Genomic DNA, 23,243 nt, shown 5'->3' on the forward strand with positions numbered 1-23,243 from the left:
CGTTGGAATTCAATTGATGTTCTCTTGTCTCAAGGCGCTCTGCGCGTGCCCCATGCATTTTGGGCTATCCGTACACTGAGGGAGACGGGGCGGTGGTTCGGAATCGAGCAATTGAACAAGTGCCATCCCTCCGACAAGAAGAAAGAGAGCGGCAACAACCGCGATCAGGGCTGGATGCGGCCCACTATCGGTCGAGGACTTCGTGTTCCGGATTGACGAGCGAGGAAAACGCATGCCAGCAGATTTAGCACGGTCATCAGTAGAAGCAAAACGACGGCATATCGAGATCGTTGGAAAATAGCTGCTTGCTGCTCAGATCTTGCATCAAGGCCATCGTATGTCCCGTTGTCGCCAGCGCTTGTGTAAAAGCCAGACAATTGGTCAAGATCGCCGGACGCCGCAAGTAAATAGGTTGACCTGACTACATCCTCTAGCGATTCCGGCCTTGCTGCGAAGGGACCAACTCCATAGTCCGGGTCGGTATAATATTGCTTGCCTTCAATACTTACCCGAGCGACGACGTGGCCGTTCAATCCGAATACGTCAGACTCGATGCCATTCCGCTGAAGGGCTTGGTGTACCAAAAAAGCTCGTTGGTGGCAGAACCCGCAAACGAAGCGATCTTTTACCAGGACGCCATCTGAGAAGACGCTCGGATTTCCCGACAAAGCCAAGAAGATCCGGTCTAGCCAGCTCAATGAGAAGTCACTTGGCTGGCAATTGAAAGTCGAAAGATGCACAATGTCGGTGACCCGCTTGACGTAAGCGAGCTTGCTTTCGCCCCCTGTCATGTCGAGCGCAGTGTTTGGAATAGAAGCTATCGGCACAATGCTGATTGCCGTAATCCCAGCCGTGCCAGCGCCGGGCCTGCTTTGGTGGACTGTCCAAATTTCTTGGGTTGCAATCGCCGCGCAGGCGACAGCCACACAAAGCAGTGTTGCGGGAAGGATGGCTGCTTTTTTCACAACCCCTATAATCACAATGTCCAGATCTTCAGCAAGGGTCATGCGCCGAGAGGCCCAGTTACGTCACTTGTTTTCTAGGGCACGATTTTGACAACGTTGCCCGCCGATGTGTCGTAGTACAATGTACCCGACGACAGGCCGGACGGCGCGCCGGCAAATGCCGGAATAACCCCGCCGAACCACTGCACATATCGCCCGTCCACGTTGGCGGCGGCAAGGCCTGTTGCACCGTTGATGTTATTCGGGCCGAACGTAAGGCGCTGCGCTAGCACAATAGATCCGACAAGGTTGTTCGTGAGGCCGACAAAATGGTTGTTGGCGATATGTACTTCTTGCGCGTGCGTGCGGTTAGCAATGACACCCGTAAAGGCCACTGCAGGGCTGCAATGGTCGAAATTGTTTCCAATGATATTGACGCCGTGCACGCCATCGTTGCCGTTGCCCACGGCTGCGCCGCCGAGACGTATAGCGGCACTGTAAGCGCCGCCCGTGTCGTAGCCGCCAAACCGGCAGCCGATCACATTCAACGCGTTGCCACGATAGGCTGCGATCCACTCGCCGCCACCAGCAAGTTGATCATAGAACGTACAGCCGATGATATCGACGCCACGGAAGTCCTGCACCGTGGAGCCGGACCAAAACCGGCCAACGCCATCCGCACCGGCTTGTACATTGCAGCCGGTGAACGTTAAGCCTTCACCCGCCCCGTGCACGGGATAGTTGCTACTCGCCCCCTTGAATTGACAGGACGTGAACGTGTGCGCATTGCAGAAGCCGACGCCGTTTATGTCCTGCAATGCCAGTACGCCGCTCGCAGCCTTTCCGTTGAACGATACGTCCTTGAAGGAACCTTGCGTCGCTCCGTACAGGTTCACACCCCGGCAGCCTGCCACGCCGCTGTCTGCCATGACAAAGCAGTCCGTCATGTGCATGTAGGCCGAACCGGTCGTGATGAAGCCGTAATCAATCAGCGAAGCGTTAAATACGGTCTTATCGAGCGCCTCTATCCAAAGCCGTTCGAACGATACGTTGAATGTGTCGCGACAGTCGACGACGCGACCCACACCCGCGCCGGCCGCAGATCGGAGATAGGTTTGCTGCGCCGAGCCGGTGCCAAGTCCTCCAAGACCCATCAGCCGGATATTGTGCTTCCCCTGGAGCGCCGCGAGCGTTGTCACGCGAACATCGCCCTTCAGCAGGATGTTACCGCCCTCTGGCGGCAGACTATTGATCAGTAGGGCGAGCCGCGCCGTCTGGTCGGTGGCGTCGCCAGGAATGCCGTTGTTCCATGCCTCCACTACAGGCAATTCCGTGAAGGCGATCGATTGTAGTTTCGTGCGCACAGCTGCGAACGTCTTCGCCTCACGTGCCGTGCCTACAGCGTTGTCGATCAACATGGTGTTCGCGGTTACCGGCGGCAGGTTTACACCAGCCGCCGCGGCAATGGCTGCATCCCTGGCCGTTTCCGCCTGGGCGATTAGATCCTCGGAAGCCGCTTCGACGGAAGCGATGCCGGCTGCGACAGCCGCGTTCACCTCGCTGATCGTGTCGTCGGAGTGGTAGAAGGCGATGGTGACGGCGTCGGTGCCGACCCGTAGATTGATACTCTGGAAGACGAATGTCTTTCCAGGGTTCGTGATGCCCTCCTGCACATGGACGGTGGTGCCCTTCTGCAGCGTGCGCGCGGTGCGGGCGTCCGCCGCGCGGAACCACTGGCCCTCGCTTGCGGTGTAGATGCCGTTTTGCGTCTGGTCGGCCTGGTCCTTGACCAGCACGCGGTCGCCGACTTGCGTCAGCACGCCGTCGATGGTCTGCAGGCCGTAAAGGGGGATGTTCGCGCTCGTCGCCAGGCGCACGGGTTCGCGTTCGTCACGTAGACGATATCGGCCTCGGTATCCCAGGCCAACTCGACGGCAGCCGACGGATGGTCCCAGCCGAAATCGAGCGCGCCGATCCGCGGCCACCAGCGCGGCAACTTGAAAGGCTCGCAGGCGATCGTCTCCTCCAGCACCGGAAAGATGCGGCCGGAGCCCAGCACCGGAATGCCTTTCGCGCGCGCCTCGCGCTCATGCTCGGGATAGGCGGCGATGATTTCGGCGCGCTGCTCGGCCGAATAATGCCCGGCATCGTCGATGGTCATGAAGGTGACGTGTCGGGACATATTAGCTTACTGTAATTAACTTCCTCGACGAGCTTCTGGCATTGATAATACTGTTCATCAGTGCGAAGCTGCCGGCGGGTTTGGGGGAGATACATGATCCGCATTGCAATCGTTGTGGCCATTGCTGCCAGTGCATCAGCATGCCAATCGAACGTTCCGTATGATACAAGTAAACAGACCTGCAAGATGTACGAGTTCGACGGGCGCCAACACAAAGTCTGTGCTCCGGACACACCGAACAAAGTATGCAATGTCTGGTTCAATCAGATTACGGGCGACGAAAGGATATGGTGCCAACCGCTTACCCGGAAGGCGACCGATCCTAAAGCTCGCGCCAGGCAGCTTGCGGGCAGCAAATATCCCTGATTCAATGACGCCCTCTGCGGACCGCTGCACGGCCGCCGGCGCCACGCCGGGCGATGGCGATCAAACGCCCTGTCCTTGGTGGACGATTCCAGAACGAGCAGCAAAACTGCGGCCACTTTTCATCGTCGGCTTTATGCGATAGGTCTTGCCCCGCATCGGCGAGACCGATGCGTCTTGGGCCCGTGCATTGTGCCCGGCCTCTTCTCTACGCGGGTGGGAAGCCACCCTTTGCCATGACAGATCTATTCGAGGCGATGCGCCTGTCCGCCGAGGACAGCGAGACCGCTCATCTTTACTTCAGCGAAGGCGGCAAGATCCTGCTGCCGCTCGGCAAATCGACAAATGCCATGACGGGTCAGGAGATGCTGCAGCGGCTGCTATCGCCTTCCGATGACGACAACGGCACGATTGCCAACGACTTTCTCGGCGAGCTTGGCAACACGGTTCCGCTGGAATGCCTGCGCCTCCTGCTCAAATCGGGCAATGCCCGGACGCGCGCGGCGGGCGCGTTCCTTGCCACGTTTCAGAACCAGAACATCAGTTCGATGGTGGGGGAACTGGCCGCATTGCTGGCAGATGACAACCCGCGAACGCGCTTCGATGCCGTAGAGTCTATCCTGCGATGCAGCACGCGGGCTCACGGCGACTATCTGGCGCAAGCCCTGTTTGCTCTTGATGATGAGCATGACGGTGTACGCATGGGCGCCGTCCAGTTCGTGCGCTTTGCAAAGGATTGGCAGTTGAAGTTGGCCCGCCAGCACGCCGCATCGCTCAGGCCGGGAAGGCCGTTTGCGTCGATAGCGGATATTTCCGCGCAATGGCGGGACGATGCATCAGGCATGATCCGGGCGATGCTGGACCATGCGGAGCCAGTCGTGCGGCGTTACGGTCTGGGGCTAGCCGGCCGGGCGCGGTTTGTGGTCGTTGACGCCTATGTGGAATGGGCGCGGGCGTCTGACGATCCTGAAATCAGCAAACTGGCAACGGATTGCATCGAGCGCAACCTGATATCGCGGCATGCGATATGGCATTCATCATTGCCGGCAACCACCCGAAATAGCCCCGGCTAATGGTGGCGCGAAGGTGATGCATTGCCCCTTTCCTTCTCCCCTTGCGGGAGAAGGTGGATCGGCGCGGTAGCGCCGAGATGGATGAGGGGTACGCGAAGGAACGCAGCGTCAGTGTTTTTTGCGGACGCCGGCATCAAGCTGGAGCACCCCTCATCCGACCTCGCTTCGCGAGGCCACCTTCTCCCACAAGGGGAGAAGTAGAGTTGGCGCCTAGCCCTTATATCCCTCGTTGAGGCAATCGTTCGTCCCAGGCCCAGTCGAAATCGGCCTGCGACATGGACTGGCCCATGCCTGGCTCGACGAAGGGGCCGACGGTGTTGTCGATGTAGACGATGAAGCGCGCCCCCTTGGTGAAGGCGCCGATCTTGGCGGTAATGTCGCCGCAGGTCTGGCCGGTCGAACTGTCGCCGGTGAGCTGGACATGCAAGAAGGTCGCCGCAGGATCGTTCACGAGGCCGCGCATTTTGGCTTCGGCGGAAGCGATTGCATCAGCGCGCCAGTCGCCGCTGGGGCCGGTGCAGGCGCCGAGAGTAGTGCGCAGACAGCAAGCAGTTTTGATCCCTGGCGCATTTCGTCCCCCATCGACACGAGAAATTACTCGCTTTGGTTGCGACCAAACCCATATCGCAAATCATCGTTTCGGCTGAGTTTCTCGCAGCCTTCTTGCCAGGAGTGAGGAATGGAGTACCAGCCGCCTAATCCGCGGCGACAGCGAACGCAGTTTCCACTTACGGGCCGGGCTTGAGCACTCCATTGTTCTTGAGCTTGAAATCATCTTCGTCGTAGCTGACCTTTTCTTCTATCACATAAGCGCCTTTCGAGAGACTGTTCGAAGGAGGAAGGCGAAGTATCAGCATGTTTTGGCTGACCTTCTCGGTTGCCCAGATGAGTGCAACCATGATTGCGATATAGCCAATCATCCAGCCCAGCAAAGACCACAAGCCATGATGATCGAATATCCAGTGCGCTATTCGCAATCCCTGGCCGAGTGTTGAGAAGCCTGCAAAAATGAAAAAATAAAGCAAACCGAGGACGATGCGGTTACTTACGGTGTCATATAACCACTTCAGCATACATGCAGTCTGGTCGAATATTGCTAAATTCCATTCTAATGTTGGCATTAAAATTCGAACCATCGTGAAGCGATATGCCAAGCATTTAAGTCACCCCTTCCCCATCCTCTGCACCTCCCCCGCGCTCAGGAACCTCAGCACCACATCGCTCATGCCGAGCAGCGGCGTGAAGGTGACGATCGTTATCCCGCCGGTCGCATTGGTGCGGGTCAGGCCCTCCGAGTAGATATCCAGCGGCGGCTCCTCGTCGAACCAGACGCCGTGCAGCGTCTCGCCCTGCCATTTCTCGCGGCCCTTTTCGTAGCTCTTGAAGGAGAGCACGCTTTCGCCCGCCTGCACGTCGCCGCCACCGCCCCAGCGAACGACGACGCTGTCGAGCGCTCCGGGCGCGCCGCGGCCCATCACCGTATCGGCGATGGCGTCGGCCGGGATCATGCCGGTGCCCCATTCGCCCTGCTGCTGCGGCGGGCCGACCAGCACGCGCTGCGGGTTGTCGCGGGTGCCCTCGCCGGTGACGCCGGCGGCCCAGAGCCGCACGGGCGCGTCGAACACCTTACCCGCCCACCAGTCGGGGTAACGGCCGGTAAGGTGCATGGCCCATTCGGCGCCCCCTGCCCTGGTCTTGCCGAGCTGGTTGCCGGCCATGAACAGGCGCTCGCGGTTCGTTGCCCCCGCCGCGTGAAATTCCGCCTGCCTTTCATAGGGCTTGTAGGCAGCGAGAAGGTTATGGCGCCGCCTTCGGTCGAGTTCCTCGAGCAGCGCCAGATACATCTGCACCGCTGTCGAGGAATGGCCGGAGGCTCGCTTCGAGGCCGCGGATGCGGCTGCGGATCTCCTCATCGCTCAACCGGTCGAGACTGTTTTCACTGGCATCGAGACTTTCCGAAAAATCCTTGGGCAGCATCGTCAGCACGACCTTCAGATACTGGTCGGGCTTTTCGGCCCGCACCGCGGCGATGACGCCGGCGCCATGGGCGCGGAAATCGGCGCGCAGCGCGGCGGCGAAATCGTCGCCGAGGGTCTTTTTGGGGCGCTTCGGGCGGGCAGGCGCGGCGGCCGGTTCGGGCTTCGCAGTCTTTGCATTCGCGGTTCGGGCGCCGGCTGCCTTGCGCCGCGCCTTGGGCAGCCCGTCAGCCATTGGCGACTGCCAGCGCTCCCGCGGAACTCACCTTGCGCGCTCTGGCGGCCTTGCGGGCCGGCTTCTTGCGCGGCTTGGCGCGAGCCGGCTTTGGCGGCGGGGTCCGGTCAACCTGATCGGATGCAGCCGTGCCAATCGCCAAGGTTGGCGGGACAGCGCCCCCCTCTGTCCTGCCGGACATCTCCCCCACTTCAGGGGAGATCGGCAGTTTCGGCGCCGGCGCCGCGGCCTTCAGCGTCGCCGTAACGGCAGCGATCGCCGAATGGGGGAGACCCTGGCGCGGAAAGCCGAAGCCGGCGACCGCCTCGACCGGGCCACCGCGCATCATGCCCATCAGCACGCCCGGCGCCACTTCCTCGACGCAGCGAGTGCTTCGCGGCAGGCCACAGGATTCGAACTCGCCGATGGCGCTGACGATCTCAGCGCCGTCGTCGGCGGTGATGATGGTGGCATAGCGTGGCATGATGGTCGCGATCCAAAGCATCGTGTGGCGGTTGCGGCATCTGTTCGACGATGAGATGCTTACGTCACGGACATTCATGCCTTGACGATAGCCGCTCTTTTCACAAGCGAGACAAAATTGGGTAAGAAAAACGACTTCGACGACAGGCCAGAAATTAATATTTTCGACCCAGCCGGGAGTGGCAAAAGAGTTGACGACTATCTTCGCAGATACGGCCTCCTCGAACGGTTTAGGCTGGCCTGCTTCCTGAGCATGATCGTGATAGTCGCGTTTGCGATCTATATGTTCGCCACCGCGCCGCGCTGACAGAAACCCGTTGCCGGCGACGGCAAGCGGCACGATTTCCATTGCAAGGCGCACAAAAACAAAACCCGCCAGGAGGCGGGCCGTCGGCGCAAATCAGCACCATGGACAAAATCATAGCATTGCTGCCCTCACCGGGCAATGCCTTATAGGCAAATTTTCCTAGCATCCTTGTCGCCTGGCCACACGAAAGCATTGCGGACGCCACAGCCCTGGATTGAGCCGCCGGCTGAAATCAGAGGGAATTTGTCGGAACCATCACCAGCCCGATGGGTTCCACCCCTAGTCGCAACGCGACGCAGCGGACCCTCTCGCAACAAAGGAGAAGATCATGCTCATCAAGATTCTCGCGGCTTCGGCCCTGACGCTTGGTCTCGCCACGGCGGCGGTGGCCGAGAGCGCCGGTGGCACCTCCGGCAGCGGCCAGTCGGTGACGGTGGAACCGAGGACGCCGGCCAATTCCCCACCCGACCAGATGATGCCCGATGACATGTCGATCGACATGGGCACGACCGGCAGCATCTATGGCGGCCCGACCTACGACGGCATGAATTCGAACGCCGACCGGAACTGCCCGGCGAGCCCGCAGGGCGCGCAGCCGGATGCAAACAACCTGTCGCCAGGCACGGCGTCGCCAAGCGTCAACGACAATCACTGCGGCAAGTAAGGCAGGGATATCGTTGCGAATTTCGTCGCAAGGGCCGTGGAGTTCGCTCCACAGGCCCCTCCTTTGCGTCCACGGCGCGCTTGCGGGAACCATGACCCATCGCGGCCGTTGCAAAGAAAAAGAGGAGAAAACCGATGGCAGACAATGAAACGGGCATGGCCAATCCGGCCAGCGGCAACGGCAAGGGCACGACGAGCGCCGCGCGCAACAGGGGCGCCTCGCGCCGCGGCGCGCAGTCTTCGGGCGCATCCGAGGCGGCGCTGAAGCGGCAGATCGCGGAACTGAAGCGCGAGGTGAACCGGCTCAACCGGATGCTCTCCGACCAGGCAGAGGAAGCCGCCGAGGCGGGGCATGGCTGGTTCCAGAGCGCAACCGACCGGGCCTCCGACCTCTATAGTGGCGCATCGGATCGCGCTTCACGCGCCACCAGGCAACTGCGCAGCCAGGCGCACAGCGTGTCTGAAACGGTACAGCAGAACCCCGGCACCATTTCAACGGCGGTCGCGATCGGCGGACTGTTCGGCGTACTGATCGGACTCGCGATCGCTAGGGGCTCGCAGCCGGAGCCCGACTGGTTCCATCGCTGGCATCGCTAAAGCGCGAGACGGCAAAGCCGTCTCGTCGCTGTTCGCGCGGGCCTAACGGAAAAGGCGAGAGCGCGAGGCGGCTTTGCCGCCTCGTCGCTTCATCAGCGAATACAAGGCGCGAGACGGCAAGCCGTCTCGCGCTCTGGCGGGCCTGTTCTGGCCACGGCCTGCGAGGCACGGCGACGAGACAGCAAGCCGTCTCGCGCTCTGGCGGGCCTGTTCTGGCCACGGCCTGCGAGGCACGGCGACGAGACAGCAAGCCGTCTCGCGCCCTGAGGCAGCGACGAGACAGCAAGCCGTCTCGCGCCCTAGTCAACGGCCGGACCTTGTGGAATCATTCCGCAGTTGGAATCGCAGAGAGCGGGCATGGACAAACCTGCCATGGCATCCGTCTTTCGGATGCGGCATGTGTCAGCAAGCATTTCGGGCGTTCGCAGCCTGGGCCGGGGCCAGGCGGATCCGATCTTCCACTCCAGGCCGCTCGGTGAAGCCATCCGCTTCATCGCCGAGGGCGACGGCCAGTACGACCTCAGCGCCGTCGCCATCTCCTATGGCGACCGCTCGACGCCGCCGCTCGTCGGCGGCGAGATCAAGCAGCTCTGGAGTGAATATGGCATGCGCCTGATGGAGGCTTAGTCCTCGCTGGCGGCCGGCTGGCGGCTGCTTTCGCTGAGAAATCTTCGCGGTGAACCACGACTATTTACTGGGGCTCATCTGAACTGCCTTGTTCGCGTCATGGAATTTTGCTCGGTTCGGGCGCGATTTGATTTCAGGAGGACAGATGCGTTTCGAAATGCGTTTTAGCGCGGTGCTGCTCGGGGCCGCACTTCTGGCCGGCTGCACCAGCACCAAAGAAGGCCAATGGAACAGCGCGCAGGCGGCGATGCAGGGCAGCCCTGCCTTCAAGCGGCAAATCATCGCCGATTGCACCAAGCAGATCAGGTCGCGCCGCCTGGAGGACAGACAGACCGTGGCCAAGCTGATGAACGTCGGTATCGCCCGTGTTCCAGCCGCGTTCTGCAATCGGTTCTACAATGCCTGGGCAAGCGGCCGGCTTAGCTATCGTGACATTCAGGGCATCCATTCCCAGACGGCCGACAACAGCCGCTTCGTGCGTATCCTGCAAGGCAGGGACTAGGCGGACCGCCCGGTCCTCGCTGCAGCGGCACCAACCATCGCGCCGGATCGGAAACGCCCTTCGCGCGTTTTTATGCGAGGTCAATGGGAGGAAGCGCCATGAACGTCGCCAATCTGCAACTCGAGGGCCTGCTGATGGCCGTCGCCGCAATCAACCATACGCTGGTGCGCAAGGGGGTGCTGACTGTCGAGGAGATCGACATCGCGCTGCGCAAGGCCGAAGCCGTCGAGACCGGCGAGGACCGGTCCGAGGGCATGTCGGCGTCGAGCCGCGACGCCGTCAACTTCCCGATCCGGCTGCTGGAACTCGCCAACCAGTGCCAGCCGGAGGCGGACATGCCGTCCTTCTCCAAGCTGGCGCGCATGGTCGGGCAGATGAAGGAGCCTTACAACGACCAGATGTGAGGGTGGTTTGTTAGCGATGCCCGTGCTGCCCCTCATCCGCCTTCTCCCCGAGAACGGGGAGAAGGAAAAGCTCACGCCCTGCCCGGCCAGCCCTGGGGCAGCGCAAGCACGCTGCCCGGCCCATGCACGGCCGCGAACAGCAGGCCGGCGGCAAACGGGAAATGCGACATGAAGGCGCCGAACTCGGCCTGCTCCGTGGCCCAGTGCGACGGGCCGTGGAAGGCAAAGCCGAGGAAGGTGACATAGACCGCGCCGATCAGCGCCGCCGGGGTCAGGAAGGCGCCGGTCAGGAAGGCGATCACCAGCAGCGCTTCGAGGATCGCGGCGCACCAGGCCAGGAACAGCGGGAACGGGAAACCGGCGGCGGCGATGTAGCCGGCTGTGGCGCCGATATCCATGAACTTGAAGGCCACCGCCATCGCGAACATGGCTGCGAAGATCAGGCGGGCGATGAGAATGGCGGCGGTCTGCCAGGTCGATTGCGTTTCCACGTTTGTCCTCCGGTTGAAGCGGTTGATGTGCTTCAAGGACGGACGAGGCGCGATGGTTCCGACAGGGGGGTGGGAAAAATGTTTAGCTAGGCGGGAAAACGGGCGGCGCCGGCGGGACAGCGCCCCCCTCTGTCCTGCCCGACATCTCCCCCACTTCGGGGGAGATCAGCAGCTTCGGCGCCTCGCTCCTCGTCCAACGTTGGCGATTGGCGAAACCGGGCGCGACAGCCAATCTCCATTCTTGTGAGGGAAATGGCCGGCGGGCCAGAGGGGGCGCGAAGGAACTCGGCCTTGCGACTGTCTAGCGCTGAGCGACCGCCTGCGGCGGATGGCTGATCGAATCCCGCACCCGACCATACTCGGCGCCCCAGCGGTCGGTCATGTCGCAGCGTATGTCCCAGAGCTCGGGGAAGAAGCGGTGGCGAGCGCCGCCTTCCAGGATTTCCACCGGCCGGCCCTTCAGCGACTTCGAGCCGAGGCCGATCGAGCGGTGGATAAGATAGAGGTGGTTGGCGCGGAATTTCTGGAACAGCTCGTCGAACTCGATCAGCGCCTCGGCCACGACATAGGCGTCGCCATGGTCGTAATGGGCGTCGTAGATGTCCGCGACGGAGAGCTCGCGGCTATCGAGATAGGCGTGCTTGAAGGCCCGCCAGAGGTCCGGCGGCAGGCGCAGGATGAACTTGAAGCCCGGGGATTCCTGGCCGCTGCCGTTGCCGAGCTCGAGGCGGACCTGCTGGTATTCCTTGGGCGACATGGTTTCCAGCACATCGAGCTGCGCCGTCATCAGCCGCATCAGCCGGTGGACGCGGCCCATCAGCGTGACGACGCGGTGCGTGTCCTGCTTTTCCAGATAGTCGAGCACGTCGACCAGCGTGTAGGCGATGAGCTTCATCCACAGCTCCTCGACTTGGTGCACGATCTGGAACTGCAGCTCGTCCGCATTGACCATCTCGGCCAGCGGCTTCTGGCAGGAAAGCAATTGGTCGCATTTCAGGTAGACGCCGTAATCGCGCATCTCGGGGGCCTCGATGCGGGTGTGGTAATCCGATTTGTCCATGGCTCGTCTCCTCGGGCGGGCTTCGTTCGACAGATGGCCAAGGATAGCGCTTCCGGCTTGAACATTGTTCCTTTCTGTTATCCAATCTGCCAAAAATGGAGTACGATTCATCATAATTCAGACGATTTTGGAGAACGAAAAATGCTGGATAACATCGACCGCAGGATCGTAGCCGCGCTCGAACGCGATGCACGCATCTCCTTCGGCGAACTCGCCGAAGAGGTTGGCCTGAGCAAGACGCCGTGCTGGAAGCGGGTCAAGGCGCTGCAAGAGGCCGGCGTCATCCGCGGCTACTCCACCCGTATCGATCCGGCCGCGATCGGCTTCGGCATCGAGGCCTTCATCCAGGTGTCGATCGACTTCGAGGTTTCGGATGCCTTCGAGGCGGCGGTGAAGAAGCATCCGCTGATCCGCCGCTGCTACGCCACGACCGGCGAGGCCGACTATCTCCTGCAGGTCGTCACCGTCGACATGAGGGCGCTGGACAGGATGCTGCGCGCGGAGCTCAGCCGGCTGCCCGGCGTGCGCCACACCGTGACCTCGATGGCGATGCGCGAGATCAAGGGCGATATCTCGTTTGCCAACGCGGCGGGGCATGCGCTGAGGGGATAAGTCGCGCGCACCAAATGAGCCGCGGATACCGGCCGTACAGACGCCCCTGACTTTTTCTGGGACGGTCGAGAACCGACGTTCAACCGGTCTATAGTCACGCGCGGGGTTACGCGGGTGGCTGATATCATGTCGATCAAAACAGCTGCGGAGCCTGCCGGGCGATTGTCGGCAGGACGCTTAGGTTTCGCCTTCATGGTGAATGCCGATATCGCGCGCCGATCCTTGCCCATTCTGGCGGCGGTGCCGCTCGCATCGACCATGCTGCTACCGATGGCAGCCCGCGCGGCGCCGATCGCGCCGGAGCCGCGAGACGGATTCCACCGGCCGATCGATCGGAAGGCGCAGTTGCAGGAGGCCAAGCGCCTTCTTCTGGCGCAAAGCTCGGGCGGCAACGGTGGAAATGGCGGGAATGGTGGTATCGGCGGTAATGGCGGGAATGGTGGCAACGGCGGTAACGGCGGGAATGGTGGCAACGGCGGTTCCGCCGGCGGCAATGGTGGCGACGCTGGCGGCAATGGCGGCGAGGCCGGCGGTAATGGTGGGAACGGCGGCAATGGCGGCGGCAACGGTGGAAATGGCGGCGACGGCGGCTCAGGCGGAAACGGTGGCTCAGGCGGTAACGGCGGCTCAAGCGGCAACGGCGGCTCCGGCGGAAACGGCGGCTCAGGCGGCAATGGCGGCTCCGGCGGAAACGGCGGCGGCAGCCATCACTCCACTTTCGGCCATTCGGACGGCGGCCCGCGTTCCTGCGGAGTCTCCCAGAGATCGTCTTGCTGAGGCGGCCTGACCTCAAAGCGCGTCACGCCGAAGCGGGGGCAGTGCAGCGGCAGATCGCTCGTGGACCGCGCTACGGGCCGGTGCGGTAGGCGAAATCGTCGATCGCGGCCTGCCAGTAATGCTGCGTGCGGACCTCGAGGCGCGTGATGCGCCTATAGTCGGCCGCGAAGTAGACCAAGCCGTTGGCCGACAGCGCTAGTTGATCCTCATAAACCGGCTCATCGCCCCGCCAGGCCTTGAGAATGAGCGTCTCGCCCTCAGCGTCGTCCCAGCCAGCGCCGAAATAGGCGCCCGTGAAATCGAACGGCTTGTCGCTGAGCACCTGAGCGGGATGGCCCGAGCTGTTGTAGGCGATGAATTCGCCCGACGTGGTGGTGTTGATGTAGCCCGGGCCGGCGGTGAAGCGCTGGTGCATGGCAACGAGATTGTACCAGTCGAGCCCGCCATAGCCTGACGGAACCTCGAACACGCCCGGTGTCGTCATCAGGTCATCAAAGCCGACGACATGCTCCATGGGCAGCGGCTCCTCGGCGGGTCCGCCCTTTGCCAGAAAACGTGGAGAGCACCACCGGCGCCGTGCCGGCGACCACCACGTGCCGCCGCTCAGTCGTCCCGCCGGCCGAGACGTCGACCAGCCATTCGCCGGGCGCCGCGGGCAGGCTGAAGCGCCCGTCCGGGCCGACCTTGGCTGCGGCTGTCACGCCGTCTGGCCCGGTGAGGGAAACGCGCGATCCGGCGGCGACCAGACCGCTGATCGTCAGATCCGCCGCAAGCCCGACCGGGTGCGTCGTCGTCTGGGCGATCATGTCGCCCGGCGATCCAGGCGAAACAACATAATCGCTTTCCTGCGATGCATTGCCGGTGGTGACCGAAAAACCTGGCGGCGGCACGACGCGAACGGCGTAGTGTCCGGGATCGACAACCTCGAGATCGCGCTGGATGGCCGACATGCGGAAATTGGCGAAGCCGCTGACGTTGGTCAATCGCATGATGGTGCTGCCGTTCGGCTTGTCGAGTTCGACGGCGACATGAGACATCGGCCGGTCGCCCAGATCGTAGACGCCGTTCCTATTGAGGTCGCGGAACACCATGAGCGACGTGTTCATCTGGCCACCTTGGAAGGAACCCCATGCACGCTTGGGATAATAGTCGTCAGCGCTGCCGGCACGGGCCGCGCCGCAGGACATGGACAGACCGATGGCCGCCGCGACGACGACGGCGCCCGAAAACACCAACCCACGCTTCACGAAATTTCCCCTTTGGCTGTCCCTGCCGATCCAGTCCCCTGGAGCCGCGCGATGACCTTGTCGACGGCATCGGCATCGAAATAAGCGAGATAGAGCAGCGCCATGGTGGCGCTGAACGTATAGACCGGCAGCGTCACATAGATGATGGCGTGAAAGGCCAGGCCCGGCAGGACCAGATAGCGCCTCGCCGCACGAAACGGCAGGCCGAAGGCAAGGCAATATTCGAGCGCGACCACGGCGAACGACACGATCGCGGCGAGCCAGGCAAGGCCGGCCGGATAGTCCGAACCCGCATAATACCAGAGGAATATAGCCTCGATCCGCGCGCCGCTGAGAAAGGCGTGGTTCGTCTTGTCGAAGGCGGCGAAGAAATAGAGCACCGAGAGCTGCACCACGATCAGCCGCAGCCCCCACAGATTGCCGCGCTCCGCCGGCGGCGGCAGGCCCGCGCGCTCGGCGCGCGTCACCGCCAGGTAGCGGTCCAGCGAATAGGAGCGGCCGCAGGGGGTGAGCGCGATCAGCAGTGCTGCGACGGCAAGCAGATAGGTATGGTGGTGGGTCCAGGGCTCGCGACCAAGCTGGTGGCCGAAATAGGAGTACATCGCGAGCCCGATCGATCCCGTCCAGACGGCAGCGATGCGGCTGTGATAGCCGACGAAGAGCAGCACCGTGGCGACGAAGAAGCTGGCTGCCAGAAGCAGGCCGACCGGCGACTGGTCCCTATAGAGCAGCAGCTCGCCCGCCCAGCGCGACCAGAACAGCATTGCCAGGCCGATGCGGATCAAGGCGGACGAACGCGACGAGCCTTCCGTCTCGACTGCCCAGGCGACGAAGCGCGCCGCAAAAGCGTGCATCAGGCGCCAGCCGGGCCAGTCGCCGACGGCGTCAGTCGGCGCAGGCATTTTCGGCATCGCTATGGACGATCTGCCAGCCGGCGCGCGTGGCCTGCCGCGCGCGAACGCGGATGTCGGCGCCCTGCCCGGCAGCGGCACAGAGCCGCTTGATGACGGAAGCCAGTTCGTCACGGCTTTCGATCCGCTTCAGCCCGCCGCTGCGTGAAGCGCCGAGCATCTCGAACCGATCGAGCGGGAGAAGCGCACCGTCGGGCCGGCGGATCTCGAAGGAGGCGTCGATCACGCCGAGCCCGATCGCGCTGAACATGGTCCAGGAACGCAGCAATGCCGTTCGCACCCCGAAGACCTGCTCCGCGACCGGACCGGCGACCATGAACGCGGCGATCACCATGAACGCGAAAAACCGCAAGCGCCCTGCCGACACCAGTCGGGCAGGCTGCGCACTTGCTCTGATCGAACTGATCGAAACGAAATCCGCCACCCGCGCACCCCCGGCGGCAACTATAGACCGGTTCAATGCCCGTTCCAGACCATCCCAGAAAAAGTCAGAGCTCGACGGGGCGCGTAACCTCGATGACGATGCACAAAATCAAGGCTGCTGGCAGTTCCGAAAGGTCGGCGTGATAGAGGGGGCGCGAAGGATCGCGACCTCAGGATTTTTCCGCTGCGTCTTTGTTGGCGTACGAAGGCTCGGCGTCAACCACCCCCGTCTCCAGCTCCTTCTCGGCGTCCGCCTTGCGCTTCGGGCACGCCTCGAAATTGTGGTCGCGGCCGCCGCAATAGGAGCAGCATTTGGCGGGCGTGTCGGGGTGGAGCATCGAGGCCATTCCCAAGAATGCACGAAAAAAGGTCCGATGGCAGCAATTGCGTGAAGTGCCGCAAAAGCTGCTTAGCCCGATGCCCAATATCAAGTCCAAGGAGCTCGCCGCTTGCGCGGCGGGCTCCCGTTCAATCACCGCTCACGCATGGGCGTGGGGATGACGGAAGTCCCAGACGGCCCAGGCCGATGCCGCGACCACCAGCACGCCGAGGACGACATGCGTGGCCATGACATTCCTGTCTGCCGCAAAGCCCAGCAGCCAGGGCGACACGATCAGCCAGACCCCGAGGACCAGACTTACCCATTCCTCCCACTCGGCGAACACCGAAAGCGTCGCGAGCGCCAGAGCGCCGAGCGCAACGCCGATAATCCAGGCGTTCCACGCGGGCACCATCGCCGCGGTGAATCCGATGACCCAAGGTGAGATGAACAAGCAGATCGCGAGGACCAGGGTGATCCAGTCCATGCTCTTTCTTGCTTCCATCATTGCCATGACAACCTCCATGGATGAAGCTTGACCAAAGCAATTGCATTCGCGTGGACATTGCACGCTCAACCGTTGATATAATTACGCTTTCAAGGCGCTACAAGGAGCGCGCCCCGGCCGGGGGTGCTTGCGAGCCGCCCGGCGTGCCCTTATCTGCCTTTCATGGCAAAGCTCATCGTGCTCGGCGTGGTTGTCCTGACGATCGTCGAGATTGTCGTCGAGCTCTGGGAGCTCTGGAAAATGAGCCTGTTTGCGCGCAGCCGGCGTACCTCTGCCCCAATACCCATGCATGACGAACCGGACGGCGTGCCGACCCATGCTGCTCCCAGCCAAGACGGCACGAACCGGCTTTATCAGCCGACGTCGCTTTAAACGCTGAAATCGCTTTCGTTCTCAACCCCGAGCTGGGGCATGACGATCGCTTCGAGCGGCGCCGTCAGCGACCATTTCAGCGCACCTTGCGAACGCTCGAGGCTGGAGGAGCCGCTGAGCGATTGCGGCGCCACCCGCTGCAGCACCACGGTGCCAAAACCCTTGCGCGCGGTTTCATCGGCCTCGCCGCCATCGGCATGGCCATTCAACGTCTCCTGCCAGACCAGGTGAAACAGGCGGCGCGCTTGCGGACCGGTCTCGACCGTCCAGGTGATCTCGACATGCCCGCCCTCGCCCGCCAGCGCGCCATATTTCGAGGAGTTGGTGCCAAGCTCATGGAAGGCCATGCCGAGATTCTGCACGGCGTTCGACTGCAGCGTCAGCAAGGGGCCGGAGAGCGAAATGCGCTCCTCGTGGCCGAACGGCTTCAGATGCTCCTGGATGAGGTCGAACAGGCTGGCGCCGGCCCACTCCGAAGTGACCAGAAGGTCGTGCGAGCGCGACAGCGCCATGATGCGGGAGCGGATCATCTCCTCGAACTCGCCGGGGCTGGCCGAGCGCTTGTTGGTTTCCCTCACCATAGAAAGGATCACCGCGAACTGGTTCTTCACGCGATGGTTGACCTCGCGCATCAAGAGCCGGATGCGGCGCTCGCTTTCCTTGGCGGCGGTGATGTCGCGGGCGATCTGGGAGGCGCCGACGATCTCGCCCTTGCTGCTGCGGATCGGCGAGACGGTCAGCGAAACGGCAAGCAATGAGCCGTCCTTGCGCCTGCGCGTAGTCTCGTAGCTCGCGACACCCTCGCCCCTGCGGATGCGGCCGATGATGTCGCTCTCCTCGTCATGCATGTGCTCGGGGATCAGTAGCAGGATCGACTGCCCGATCGCCTCCTCGGCGGTATAGCCGAACATGCGCTCCGCGGCATGGTTCCAGTCGGTGATGACGCTGTTCAGATCCTTGGCAATGATGGCGTCGAAGGACGAATCGACGATCGCCGCCAGCCGCGCGTCCGCACTTGCGTCTTGTCGTTGGGGCGCCCCGCTCTCCGTCATAAGCGCTAATTAGAGCGAGAGCGGTTCAAGGCAACTGTCGCGCCAAGATGAAACATCCTTCTAAGTGTTGGAATGATCCGGGTTTTCCTCGGTCGGCAGGTCCGGCGACAGCACGCCGAAGTCCTGCGACTTCACGCCAGTCCCGGCCGTAAGAAACCCTTCGGCCGCGAGGCCCCGGCGCAGCAACTCGCGCACGGCGGCCGAGCGGCTCGGCATGCGCTTTTCGAAACGCCAGTTCTCAAGCGCCGCCAACTCTCCCTCGGTCAGCATAATCTGTAGCCTTTGCGGCCTTTCCAGTTCAGCCACGCTCGCCTCCAAGACAACGAATGAGTATGTGTCTCACTGTGAGTAAAAGTAGGGTTTGCCTCACAAGACATCAAGGGGGGCCGGTACGCCGATGGGGGTTTGCGCCAAGGATACCAAGGATAGGACGAAATCACATTTGAATGACTATGCTAACTAATTGAATTATTTATTATTTTTTAGATTTTTTGGTTGCCATTCGCGAGATTTAGGCGGATGCTGCGACCAGAGGGATGAACCGTCCGTGGAAGGAGGGTTTTCCAATGCTTCGAGACTTTTCCGACCCGTTGCGCTACGACGCCCATTGCAAGGTTCAGCAGGCCTTGCGGGAATGCGGTATCGTCAACATCATCGAACTGTCGGAGGAGATCAGGCTCAAGAACATCGAGGAGAATATCGCTCGCGAGGATATTGAGAGCCTGGTCATGGAGGTGGCTCAATTCTACGGCGCGCCCATCGAGTTCGACGAGCAGGCGGCGATGGCGGCGGACCTGCCCGACACCTTCGGCGGCGACAATCGCAGCGATGTGGAAAAAGCCCTGGACGAGCGAGCGCCGCCGAACCTTAGGATCGATCTGAGCGTCCGGCGGAATTGCTGACGCCGGACCAGGCTATAGCTCGTTCACCCGGTCAACCCATCCAGCAGGCGTAGACCAGTCTCATATTTCGTCGACGCGACGCCGGCCTGACGCGCCTGCCGAAGATTATCCCTCAGGTCCGCCTCCTTGACAGGTCTCGCAAGCGGATTCGATGCGGCGCGGCAGATGAAGCCTTGCTCACTGTCGTCGAGCCGCCGCGTCAGGGCGTCGACCGCCGCAACGATGGGATGGCTGAAGCCTGCCGCCTCGAGCCGTTCGAGCGTCCAGCCTTCGCCCTTCTCGACCACGTCGTGCAGATAAGCGACGGTCTTTTCGTCCAGTGTTTCGACGGCGCCGGCCACCCGCATCACATGTTCGATATAGGGCTGGCCAGTCTTGTCTTGCTGGCCGCGATGAGCCTCTTTGGCGATCTTCGCCGCTCGGTGGAGCATGACCTTCTCGCTCTCTCTGTCTGAAGCCCGCCCCGGGGTGGGACGACCGGGGCGGGCAGGATCGGGCTCTGGATACCCATCCTTCAGCGCGCCTTCACGGGGGTGCGGGGTTGCGCGCCATACTCAATAGGAACATCAGCGGCGTCTAATTGTTCCTCGTATCCGGCTGGAACCCGCGGCCAGTGCCGCCGTTAGCCCATTGTGCGAACAAAGGAGGTCCACGCCATGGATTGGAACCGCGTCGAAGGAAACTGGAAGCAGGTCAAAGGCAAGGTCAAGGAACAGTGGGGCAAGCTTACTGACGACGACCTCGACCGCATCGCCGGCAAACGCGACCAGCTCGAAGGCAAGATCCAGGAACGCTACGGCATCGAGAAAGATCGCGTCCGCCGCGACATCGACGACTGGGCGCGCCGGCAGGGCTGGTAGGCCTCGGTTTTCCCCGGTCAATGAAGGGGGCGTGCCGTTCGGCACAGCCCCTTTTCTGCCGGCCTTGGTGTTAGCGAATGGAACTTCTGAGGGTCGGTGCGTTTAGGGTGGATGAGCAAGCGCGGTGCGGAATTCTTTGGGAAGTGGATCACCGACAACGTGATGCGCGGCAAAGTCGGGGCGGATATCATTTCCGTAGCCGAACTTACGGACAAGCTTTTTTCTGATGCCAATGTGGCGGGCATTTCCGAGCATGAAATCGAAGAGGAAATCGGTAGCGTCTACGAGGCTATACTCAAGGCGATCACGGGTCCGGATGACGGATCCCGCTAGGTGAGCACGGCGAAAACGTCGGGAACATTTTCCTCGATACCCGCGTTCCCGCTCCGTCGGGATGGCATGTCGCCCTTGGAGATGCTGACGGCCTGCGGGAGGCCCCGACAATGAGCCCGCCCGTGTCTGGTGCGGGCTCATTCATTGAAGCGGGCTGTGGGCCTGTCGGATCCGGATTGCCGTCCGACTGCGGACGCCCGCTTGGCGTCAACCCGCCCAAATTTTGATTTGCGAACAAAGCTACTATATTAGCTGACTAAGTGATTCATGGCGTTCTGATTCGATGACCAAGAAGAAATCGAGACAGGCCTTGTCCGCCATATCGACAGCCACCCGGTCGGAGGCGACCGAGGCCGTTTATTTTGCCCGCAAGTGCGGTCTCACTCCCGAAGAAGCGCTGCGGATCATCCGCGAGGCGCGTGAGGCATCGGGGTACAAGGTTCCGGACGGCGGGAAGCGGAAGCGCTGACGTTCGGCCCGCCCCCCACATAGAACACATTCTAAAACACGATCATTTTCCCCGCTTGGCCGCCCTTGAGCCATGTCGGCGCCCTGCATCGTTCCTGGGCCGATGCAACATATCGCCGCCTCGACGATTTCCCTAAAAAGGAAGCGTCAGATGACCGGTGACGATCGACAGCAAATCTCGCAGAAGGTAGCCGATGTTGAATTGCTCGCTCGCCGGCTGGCGAAGGAGACGGCCATCTCGCAGGACGAGGCGCGCGAGTTGATCAAGCTGATCGGAGCCGACTGGCCCTCGCTGCTACGCGAGGCACAGTTTCTCAAAGCCGGCACTGACCGGCCCGCTGCCCGCTAGCCAGGCGACCGATTTTCGCGGTTCTTTGCGAGGTCCTTCAGTGCCTTGAGAAAGATCGGCGCCGCCAGATCACATTTGTATTTGGACGGCCCGTTGGTGTGGATGACGATCTCAGCCTGCTTCAGGGTCAGGCCGTGCTTTCGGGCGAATTCGAGCGGTTCATAGGCCCGCTCCCAACCTGGCCCTTGCTTCAACATCGTGATGCTTTCCTCCCGCAATCGATTGATACGTGAGGCAACGCGTTCGACTCGACAAGGTTTCAATGGCTTGCAGAAAGCCGGCAATCCTTTCCCCCCGAGCGCCAGCAAGCTCCGACCATGAGAGCTCAAAATTCTACACCTTCCGGCCGCAGCCGACGCCAGAAATGAGGATCAATAGCAAATGATCGTTTTCGGCTTTTCAGGGCTGAAATTCTTTCTGGAACAAGTCGTTTCGGGGCGAGTTGAGGCTGACCAACCATCAGGAGATCCAAGGCATGGCAACGACCAAATCCGCCTCGAAAAGAGGCCTGAATGAACTTTTTCACGACACGCTGAAGGACATCTATTTTGCGGAGAAGAAGATTCTCGCAACCCTTCCCAAAATGGCCAAGGCTGCGCAAAGCGACGACCTGAAGGCCGCTTTCGAAAAGCATCGCGACCAGACCGAGGAACATGTCGCGCGGCTCGAGGAAGTGTTCGAAGTGATCGACAAGAAGCCGGTCGGCAAGACCTGCGCCGCGATCATGGGCATCACCGAGGAGGGTGCCGAGATCATGGAGGAATACAAGGGCTCGCCCTCGCTCGATGCCGGCCTGCTGGCGGCAGCGCAGGCGGTCGAGCACTACGAGATCTCGCGCTACGGCACACTGAGGACCTGGGCCTCCGAACTCGGGCTTACGGAGGCGGTCAACCTTCTCGACAAGACCCTGGGCGAGGAGAAGGAGACCGACGCCGCGCTTACCGAACTTGCCGAGTCCGCCGTCAACGTCGCCGCCGAGGCGGCGTAGCGGAAGGCAGGATCTTCCCTCATTCCTGTTCTTCCCCGAGCCCCGGCGATATTTCACCGGGGCTTGGTAACACCGCTCGGATCGACCTATGGAAAAGTCATTCAATCGAATGGCGGAAGCCGTCGCGCACGCCACCGGCAGGCCGTGGGCCTTCGCGCTTTGCCTGGCGTCCGTCGTCTTATGGTCGGCGACCGGGCCGGTGTTCCACTATTCCGAGACCTGGCAGCTCGTCATCAACACCGGCACCACGATCGTCACTTTCCTGATGGTGTTCCTGATCCAGAACACGCAGAACCGCGACGGGGCCGCCATCCAGGCCAAGCTCGACGAATTGATCCGCTCCGGCCACGCCAAGAACGATTTCATCGGCATCGAACATCTCACTGAAGCCGAGGTCGAGGAATTCCGCGCCCGCTGCGCCGAAGCCAAGAGAAGGCAGATGGCCGACGCCTAGAGAAAGTTCAAAGGGTCGACGGCTCCGTCAATCGTTTACCGGGATGCAGGCCCGGACGCGCGCACGCCTGTTACTGCGGCAGCACGTGTTTCAATGTTCTCCCGTTCCTCGTTTATGTCCTCCGGCGATTCATGCTCGAGGCCGACGACCTCGTTGCGGGCGGCCTCCAGCGCAAAGATGATCTCGTTGAGCTTGGCCTGCATGGCGGCCGTGTCACGGGCATTCTGGATCAGCACGACACCGGTCAGCGCCAATGCCGAGATCGAAACGATGTAGGTGCCGAGAGGTGCGCTGGCGATGGCGGCACAAATGAGTGCGGCCGCCAGCAGCATGTAAAATCCCGGCGGTTTGGAGAAAAACTCGGCAAGGAAGTAAAGCGGTCGATGCATGAAAGTCCTGTCACTCCGTGGCGCCAAGACCTGCGCCTTTTGCAAAGCGTAGGCCCGGCCGGCGTGTCCGCCGGCCGGCAGCTACCTTGGAGGGACACTGCGGGGATGGAACTTCAGTCGAGGCTAGTTGTTCCCCATGAGCGAAAAAGGGTGGCTTTGCGAGATGACCAGACCGTCGCTGCATCTGCTCAAGGGCGCAGGCTATCTCGTCTCGACGGTCAGCGTGGCCTTGCTGGCCGTCGTTAGTTGGTCGAGCGCATCCCAAAGCCCGGTCTTGACTGCCTGCCTGCTCGGCGGCGCCGCCACGTCGATCGTCGGCATGTTCTGCCGCTGGCTTTCCTACGAAATCGAAAAGCGTCGCGACCGCTAAAGCGGTTCGCCATTTCGCGGAAA

At 61.9% G+C, this 23,243-nt stretch carries 37 protein-coding genes and 1 pseudogene; 18 read left to right on the forward strand and 20 right to left on the reverse strand.

What is annotated here, in order from left to right; translation table 11 throughout:
- Positions 1–164: 164 nt before the first annotated feature.
- From EN853_RS26570 to EN853_RS26580, 3 genes are read right to left on the reverse strand one after another with little or no spacing between them, the layout of a single operon-like run.
- Entirely contained in the window at positions 165–1,007 is an 843-nt protein-coding gene (locus EN853_RS26570; protein WP_127862074.1) for a hypothetical protein, read from the reverse strand.
- 32 nt (positions 1,008–1,039) lie between these two features.
- Entirely contained in the window at positions 1,040–2,821 is a 1,782-nt protein-coding gene (locus EN853_RS26575; protein ID WP_127862075.1) for a hypothetical protein, read from the reverse strand.
- Entirely contained in the window at positions 2,758–3,126 is a 369-nt protein-coding gene (locus EN853_RS26580) for a terminase family protein (RefSeq protein WP_348631610.1), read from the reverse strand. The genes EN853_RS26575 and EN853_RS26580 overlap by 64 nt, the downstream gene beginning before the upstream one ends.
- A 599-nt stretch (positions 3,127–3,725) precedes the next feature.
- Between EN853_RS26580 and EN853_RS26585 the strand changes: the two genes are divergently transcribed.
- Positions 3,726–4,562 carry a hypothetical protein gene (locus tag EN853_RS26585; RefSeq protein ID WP_127862076.1) on the forward strand — a complete coding sequence of 279 codons (837 nt, stop codon included), beginning with the start codon at positions 3,726–3,728 and terminating at the stop codon, positions 4,560–4,562.
- Positions 4,563–4,779: 217 nt separating this feature from the next.
- On the opposite strand, the gene EN853_RS26590 is transcribed toward EN853_RS26585, so the two are convergent.
- From EN853_RS26590 to EN853_RS34795, 5 genes and pseudogenes are all read right to left on the reverse strand, one after another.
- A complete protein-coding gene (locus EN853_RS26590) occupies positions 4,780–5,025 on the reverse strand; it encodes a hypothetical protein (protein WP_127862077.1) in 246 nt (81 codons plus the stop codon).
- Between the two features lie 265 nt (positions 5,026–5,290).
- On the reverse strand, positions 5,291–5,716 hold the full coding sequence (locus EN853_RS26595) for a hypothetical protein (protein ID WP_127862078.1): 426 nt from the start codon (positions 5,714–5,716) through the stop codon (positions 5,291–5,293).
- Positions 5,717–5,761: 45 nt separating this feature from the next.
- A pseudogene (locus EN853_RS26600) lies at positions 5,762–6,406 on the reverse strand (terminase family protein); the annotation flags it as partial.
- Complete coding sequence (locus EN853_RS26605) at positions 6,360–6,773, reverse strand: hypothetical protein (RefSeq protein ID WP_167524605.1); 414 nt, start codon at positions 6,771–6,773, stop codon at positions 6,360–6,362. The pseudogene EN853_RS26600 and the gene EN853_RS26605, both read right to left, overlap by 47 nt.
- Complete coding sequence (locus EN853_RS34795) at positions 6,766–7,584, reverse strand: hypothetical protein (protein WP_245517195.1); 819 nt, start codon at positions 7,582–7,584, stop codon at positions 6,766–6,768. The genes EN853_RS26605 and EN853_RS34795 overlap by 8 nt, the downstream gene beginning before the upstream one ends.
- A gap of 286 nt (positions 7,585–7,870) precedes the next feature.
- Here EN853_RS34795 and EN853_RS26615 point away from each other — a divergent pair, with 286 nt between their 5' ends.
- The 5 genes from EN853_RS26615 to EN853_RS26635 all read left to right on the forward strand — a co-directional run bounded on the left by EN853_RS26615 (position 7,871) and on the right by EN853_RS26635 (position 10,335).
- Positions 7,871–8,206, forward strand: coding sequence for a hypothetical protein (locus tag EN853_RS26615; RefSeq protein WP_127862080.1), 336 nt, complete (start codon positions 7,871–7,873; stop codon positions 8,204–8,206).
- 134 nt (positions 8,207–8,340) lie between these two features.
- The gene (locus tag EN853_RS26620; RefSeq protein WP_127862081.1) at positions 8,341–8,802 is read left to right on the forward strand and encodes a hypothetical protein; all 462 of its coding nucleotides are present in this window, start codon (positions 8,341–8,343) and stop codon (positions 8,800–8,802) included.
- Between the two features lie 390 nt (positions 8,803–9,192).
- Positions 9,193–9,429 (forward strand): hypothetical protein, encoded by a 237-nt coding sequence (locus tag EN853_RS26625; protein ID WP_245517196.1) that lies wholly within the window; start codon positions 9,193–9,195, stop codon positions 9,427–9,429.
- A gap of 145 nt (positions 9,430–9,574) precedes the next feature.
- Positions 9,575–9,931, forward strand: coding sequence for a hypothetical protein (locus EN853_RS26630; RefSeq protein ID WP_127862083.1), 357 nt, complete (start codon positions 9,575–9,577; stop codon positions 9,929–9,931).
- Positions 9,932–10,029: 98 nt separating this feature from the next.
- Positions 10,030–10,335 (forward strand): hypothetical protein, encoded by a 306-nt coding sequence (locus tag EN853_RS26635; protein ID WP_126084587.1) that lies wholly within the window; start codon positions 10,030–10,032, stop codon positions 10,333–10,335.
- Between the two features lie 71 nt (positions 10,336–10,406).
- Here the strand turns inward: EN853_RS26635 and EN853_RS26640 are convergent, their stop codons facing one another.
- Entirely contained in the window at positions 10,407–10,826 is a 420-nt protein-coding gene (locus EN853_RS26640; RefSeq protein WP_127862084.1) for a DoxX family protein, read from the reverse strand.
- 301 nt (positions 10,827–11,127) lie between these two features.
- A complete protein-coding gene (locus tag EN853_RS26650) occupies positions 11,128–11,886 on the reverse strand; it encodes a tryptophan 2,3-dioxygenase family protein (protein WP_127862085.1) in 759 nt (252 codons plus the stop codon).
- A gap of 141 nt (positions 11,887–12,027) precedes the next feature.
- Here EN853_RS26650 and EN853_RS26655 point away from each other — a divergent pair, with 141 nt between their 5' ends.
- Positions 12,028–12,498, forward strand: a complete 471-nt coding sequence (locus EN853_RS26655; RefSeq protein ID WP_127862086.1) for an Lrp/AsnC family transcriptional regulator — start codon at positions 12,028–12,030, stop codon at positions 12,496–12,498.
- Positions 12,499–12,624: 126 nt separating this feature from the next.
- The gene (locus EN853_RS34140) at positions 12,625–13,275 is read left to right on the forward strand and encodes a hypothetical protein (RefSeq protein ID WP_189343914.1); all 651 of its coding nucleotides are present in this window, start codon (positions 12,625–12,627) and stop codon (positions 13,273–13,275) included.
- A gap of 70 nt (positions 13,276–13,345) precedes the next feature.
- Here EN853_RS34140 and EN853_RS26665 read toward each other — a convergent pair whose 3' ends face one another.
- Genes EN853_RS26665 through EN853_RS26680 form a run of 4 tightly spaced genes read right to left on the reverse strand, consistent with a single transcriptional unit; the run spans position 13,346 to position 15,767 of the window.
- A complete protein-coding gene (locus EN853_RS26665) occupies positions 13,346–13,789 on the reverse strand; it encodes a hypothetical protein (RefSeq protein ID WP_127862087.1) in 444 nt (147 codons plus the stop codon).
- Positions 13,767–14,522: an SdrD B-like domain-containing protein gene (locus tag EN853_RS26670; RefSeq protein ID WP_127862088.1), complete on the reverse strand. Its 756-nt coding sequence runs from the start codon at positions 14,520–14,522 to the stop codon at positions 13,767–13,769. Before EN853_RS26670 ends, EN853_RS26665 begins: the two co-directional genes overlap by 23 nt.
- A complete protein-coding gene (locus EN853_RS26675; RefSeq protein WP_167524606.1) occupies positions 14,519–15,424 on the reverse strand; it encodes an HTTM domain-containing protein in 906 nt (301 codons plus the stop codon). Before EN853_RS26675 ends, EN853_RS26670 begins: the two co-directional genes overlap by 4 nt.
- On the reverse strand, positions 15,408–15,767 hold the full coding sequence (locus tag EN853_RS26680) for a hypothetical protein (RefSeq protein ID WP_127862090.1): 360 nt from the start codon (positions 15,765–15,767) through the stop codon (positions 15,408–15,410). The genes EN853_RS26675 and EN853_RS26680 overlap by 17 nt, the downstream gene beginning before the upstream one ends.
- On the opposite strand from EN853_RS26680, the gene EN853_RS26685 reads away from it, so the two are divergent.
- A complete protein-coding gene (locus EN853_RS26685; protein ID WP_127862091.1) occupies positions 15,748–16,248 on the forward strand; it encodes a hypothetical protein in 501 nt (166 codons plus the stop codon). The two genes, EN853_RS26680 and EN853_RS26685, sit on opposite strands and share 20 nt — an antisense overlap.
- A gap of 87 nt (positions 16,249–16,335) precedes the next feature.
- Here the strand turns inward: EN853_RS26685 and EN853_RS26690 are convergent, their stop codons facing one another.
- Positions 16,336–16,689 carry an SPW repeat protein gene (locus tag EN853_RS26690; protein WP_189343915.1) on the reverse strand — a complete coding sequence of 118 codons (354 nt, stop codon included), beginning with the start codon at positions 16,687–16,689 and terminating at the stop codon, positions 16,336–16,338.
- A gap of 156 nt (positions 16,690–16,845) precedes the next feature.
- Here EN853_RS26690 and EN853_RS26695 point away from each other — a divergent pair, with 156 nt between their 5' ends.
- Positions 16,846–17,055: a hypothetical protein gene (locus EN853_RS26695; protein ID WP_127862093.1), complete on the forward strand. Its 210-nt coding sequence runs from the start codon at positions 16,846–16,848 to the stop codon at positions 17,053–17,055.
- Here EN853_RS26695 and EN853_RS26700 read toward each other — a convergent pair.
- A complete protein-coding gene (locus tag EN853_RS26700; RefSeq protein WP_127862094.1) occupies positions 17,052–18,107 on the reverse strand; it encodes a PAS domain S-box protein in 1,056 nt (351 codons plus the stop codon). The genes EN853_RS26695 and EN853_RS26700 overlap by 4 nt on opposite strands.
- A 60-nt stretch (positions 18,108–18,167) precedes the next feature.
- The gene (locus EN853_RS26705) at positions 18,168–18,413 is read right to left on the reverse strand and encodes a hypothetical protein (protein ID WP_127862095.1); all 246 of its coding nucleotides are present in this window, start codon (positions 18,411–18,413) and stop codon (positions 18,168–18,170) included.
- Positions 18,414–18,673: 260 nt separating this feature from the next.
- On the opposite strand from EN853_RS26705, the gene EN853_RS26710 reads away from it, so the two are divergent.
- Positions 18,674–19,009 (forward strand): hypothetical protein, encoded by a 336-nt coding sequence (locus tag EN853_RS26710; protein ID WP_127862096.1) that lies wholly within the window; start codon positions 18,674–18,676, stop codon positions 19,007–19,009.
- A gap of 23 nt (positions 19,010–19,032) precedes the next feature.
- Here the strand turns inward: EN853_RS26710 and EN853_RS26715 are convergent, their stop codons facing one another.
- The gene (locus EN853_RS26715; RefSeq protein ID WP_127862097.1) at positions 19,033–19,440 is read right to left on the reverse strand and encodes an HD domain-containing protein; all 408 of its coding nucleotides are present in this window, start codon (positions 19,438–19,440) and stop codon (positions 19,033–19,035) included.
- Positions 19,441–19,665: 225 nt separating this feature from the next.
- Between EN853_RS26715 and EN853_RS26720 the strand changes: the two genes are divergently transcribed.
- From EN853_RS26720 to EN853_RS26735, 4 genes are all read left to right on the forward strand, one after another.
- Positions 19,666–19,869 (forward strand): CsbD family protein, encoded by a 204-nt coding sequence (locus EN853_RS26720; RefSeq protein ID WP_126084600.1) that lies wholly within the window; start codon positions 19,666–19,668, stop codon positions 19,867–19,869.
- Between the two features lie 111 nt (positions 19,870–19,980).
- A complete protein-coding gene (locus EN853_RS26725; RefSeq protein WP_127862098.1) occupies positions 19,981–20,202 on the forward strand; it encodes a DUF768 domain-containing protein in 222 nt (73 codons plus the stop codon).
- A 283-nt stretch (positions 20,203–20,485) separates the two neighbouring features.
- Positions 20,486–20,671, forward strand: coding sequence for a hypothetical protein (locus EN853_RS26730; RefSeq protein ID WP_127862099.1), 186 nt, complete (start codon positions 20,486–20,488; stop codon positions 20,669–20,671).
- 150 nt (positions 20,672–20,821) lie between these two features.
- Positions 20,822–21,019: a hypothetical protein gene (locus EN853_RS26735; RefSeq protein ID WP_127862100.1), complete on the forward strand. Its 198-nt coding sequence runs from the start codon at positions 20,822–20,824 to the stop codon at positions 21,017–21,019.
- Here EN853_RS26735 and EN853_RS26740 read toward each other — a convergent pair.
- Positions 21,016–21,216, reverse strand: a complete 201-nt coding sequence (locus EN853_RS26740; RefSeq protein ID WP_128165122.1) for a hypothetical protein — start codon at positions 21,214–21,216, stop codon at positions 21,016–21,018. The genes EN853_RS26735 and EN853_RS26740 overlap by 4 nt on opposite strands.
- A 278-nt stretch (positions 21,217–21,494) precedes the next feature.
- Here EN853_RS26740 and EN853_RS26745 point away from each other — a divergent pair, with 278 nt between their 5' ends.
- A complete protein-coding gene (locus tag EN853_RS26745; RefSeq protein ID WP_127862102.1) occupies positions 21,495–22,007 on the forward strand; it encodes a ferritin-like domain-containing protein in 513 nt (170 codons plus the stop codon).
- A gap of 88 nt (positions 22,008–22,095) precedes the next feature.
- Complete coding sequence (locus tag EN853_RS26750; RefSeq protein WP_127862103.1) at positions 22,096–22,461, forward strand: low affinity iron permease family protein; 366 nt, start codon at positions 22,096–22,098, stop codon at positions 22,459–22,461.
- 35 nt (positions 22,462–22,496) lie between these two features.
- Here EN853_RS26750 and EN853_RS26755 read toward each other — a convergent pair whose 3' ends face one another.
- On the reverse strand, positions 22,497–22,850 hold the full coding sequence (locus EN853_RS26755) for a low affinity iron permease family protein (protein WP_127862104.1): 354 nt from the start codon (positions 22,848–22,850) through the stop codon (positions 22,497–22,499).
- A 163-nt stretch (positions 22,851–23,013) separates the two neighbouring features.
- Here EN853_RS26755 and EN853_RS26760 point away from each other — a divergent pair, with 163 nt between their 5' ends.
- A complete protein-coding gene (locus EN853_RS26760; RefSeq protein WP_127862105.1) occupies positions 23,014–23,220 on the forward strand; it encodes a hypothetical protein in 207 nt (68 codons plus the stop codon).
- Positions 23,221–23,243 lie beyond the last annotated feature (23 nt).

The organism is Mesorhizobium sp. M1C.F.Ca.ET.210.01.1.1 (assembly GCF_004791585.1).
GTDB lineage: Bacteria > Pseudomonadota > Alphaproteobacteria > Rhizobiales > Rhizobiaceae > Mesorhizobium.

Coding starts and splice junctions, on each gene's coding strand:
- EN853_RS26570 (WP_127862074.1), bottom strand. CDS start 1,007: ATGACCCTTGCTGAAGATCTGGACATTGTGATTATAGGGGTTGTGAAA.
- EN853_RS26580 (WP_348631610.1), bottom strand. CDS start 3,126: ATGTCCCGACACGTCACCTTCATGACCATCGACGATGCCGGGCATTAT.
- EN853_RS26585 (WP_127862076.1), top strand. CDS start 3,726: ATGACAGATCTATTCGAGGCGATGCGCCTGTCCGCCGAGGACAGCGAG.
- EN853_RS26590 (WP_127862077.1), bottom strand. CDS start 5,025: ATGCGCGGCCTCGTGAACGATCCTGCGGCGACCTTCTTGCATGTCCAG.
- EN853_RS26605 (WP_167524605.1), bottom strand. CDS start 6,773: ATGGCTGACGGGCTGCCCAAGGCGCGGCGCAAGGCAGCCGGCGCCCGA.
- EN853_RS34795 (WP_245517195.1), bottom strand. CDS start 7,584: ATGGAAATCGTGCCGCTTGCCGTCGCCGGCAACGGGTTTCTGTCAGCG.
- EN853_RS26615 (WP_127862080.1), top strand. CDS start 7,871: ATGCTCATCAAGATTCTCGCGGCTTCGGCCCTGACGCTTGGTCTCGCC.
- EN853_RS26620 (WP_127862081.1), top strand. CDS start 8,341: ATGGCAGACAATGAAACGGGCATGGCCAATCCGGCCAGCGGCAACGGC.
- EN853_RS26625 (WP_245517196.1), top strand. CDS start 9,193: ATGCGGCATGTGTCAGCAAGCATTTCGGGCGTTCGCAGCCTGGGCCGG.
- EN853_RS26630 (WP_127862083.1), top strand. CDS start 9,575: ATGCGTTTCGAAATGCGTTTTAGCGCGGTGCTGCTCGGGGCCGCACTT.
- EN853_RS26635 (WP_126084587.1), top strand. CDS start 10,030: ATGAACGTCGCCAATCTGCAACTCGAGGGCCTGCTGATGGCCGTCGCC.
- EN853_RS26650 (WP_127862085.1), bottom strand. CDS start 11,886: ATGGACAAATCGGATTACCACACCCGCATCGAGGCCCCCGAGATGCGC.
- EN853_RS26655 (WP_127862086.1), top strand. CDS start 12,028: ATGCTGGATAACATCGACCGCAGGATCGTAGCCGCGCTCGAACGCGAT.
- EN853_RS34140 (WP_189343914.1), top strand. CDS start 12,625: ATGTCGATCAAAACAGCTGCGGAGCCTGCCGGGCGATTGTCGGCAGGA.
- EN853_RS26665 (WP_127862087.1), bottom strand. CDS start 13,789: ATGGAGCATGTCGTCGGCTTTGATGACCTGATGACGACACCGGGCGTG.
- EN853_RS26675 (WP_167524606.1), bottom strand. CDS start 15,424: ATGCCTGCGCCGACTGACGCCGTCGGCGACTGGCCCGGCTGGCGCCTG.
- EN853_RS26685 (WP_127862091.1), top strand. CDS start 15,748: ATGAACGCGGCGATCACCATGAACGCGAAAAACCGCAAGCGCCCTGCC.
- EN853_RS26680 (WP_127862090.1), bottom strand. CDS start 15,767: ATGGTGATCGCCGCGTTCATGGTCGCCGGTCCGGTCGCGGAGCAGGTC.
- EN853_RS26690 (WP_189343915.1), bottom strand. CDS start 16,689: ATGGCAATGATGGAAGCAAGAAAGAGCATGGACTGGATCACCCTGGTC.
- EN853_RS26695 (WP_127862093.1), top strand. CDS start 16,846: ATGGCAAAGCTCATCGTGCTCGGCGTGGTTGTCCTGACGATCGTCGAG.
- EN853_RS26700 (WP_127862094.1), bottom strand. CDS start 18,107: ATGACGGAGAGCGGGGCGCCCCAACGACAAGACGCAAGTGCGGACGCG.
- EN853_RS26710 (WP_127862096.1), top strand. CDS start 18,674: ATGCTTCGAGACTTTTCCGACCCGTTGCGCTACGACGCCCATTGCAAG.
- EN853_RS26715 (WP_127862097.1), bottom strand. CDS start 19,440: ATGCTCCACCGAGCGGCGAAGATCGCCAAAGAGGCTCATCGCGGCCAG.
- EN853_RS26720 (WP_126084600.1), top strand. CDS start 19,666: ATGGATTGGAACCGCGTCGAAGGAAACTGGAAGCAGGTCAAAGGCAAG.
- EN853_RS26725 (WP_127862098.1), top strand. CDS start 19,981: ATGAGCAAGCGCGGTGCGGAATTCTTTGGGAAGTGGATCACCGACAAC.
- EN853_RS26730 (WP_127862099.1), top strand. CDS start 20,486: ATGACCAAGAAGAAATCGAGACAGGCCTTGTCCGCCATATCGACAGCC.
- EN853_RS26735 (WP_127862100.1), top strand. CDS start 20,822: ATGACCGGTGACGATCGACAGCAAATCTCGCAGAAGGTAGCCGATGTT.
- EN853_RS26740 (WP_128165122.1), bottom strand. CDS start 21,216: ATGTTGAAGCAAGGGCCAGGTTGGGAGCGGGCCTATGAACCGCTCGAA.
- EN853_RS26745 (WP_127862102.1), top strand. CDS start 21,495: ATGGCAACGACCAAATCCGCCTCGAAAAGAGGCCTGAATGAACTTTTT.
- EN853_RS26750 (WP_127862103.1), top strand. CDS start 22,096: ATGGAAAAGTCATTCAATCGAATGGCGGAAGCCGTCGCGCACGCCACC.
- EN853_RS26755 (WP_127862104.1), bottom strand. CDS start 22,850: ATGCATCGACCGCTTTACTTCCTTGCCGAGTTTTTCTCCAAACCGCCG.
- EN853_RS26760 (WP_127862105.1), top strand. CDS start 23,014: ATGACCAGACCGTCGCTGCATCTGCTCAAGGGCGCAGGCTATCTCGTC.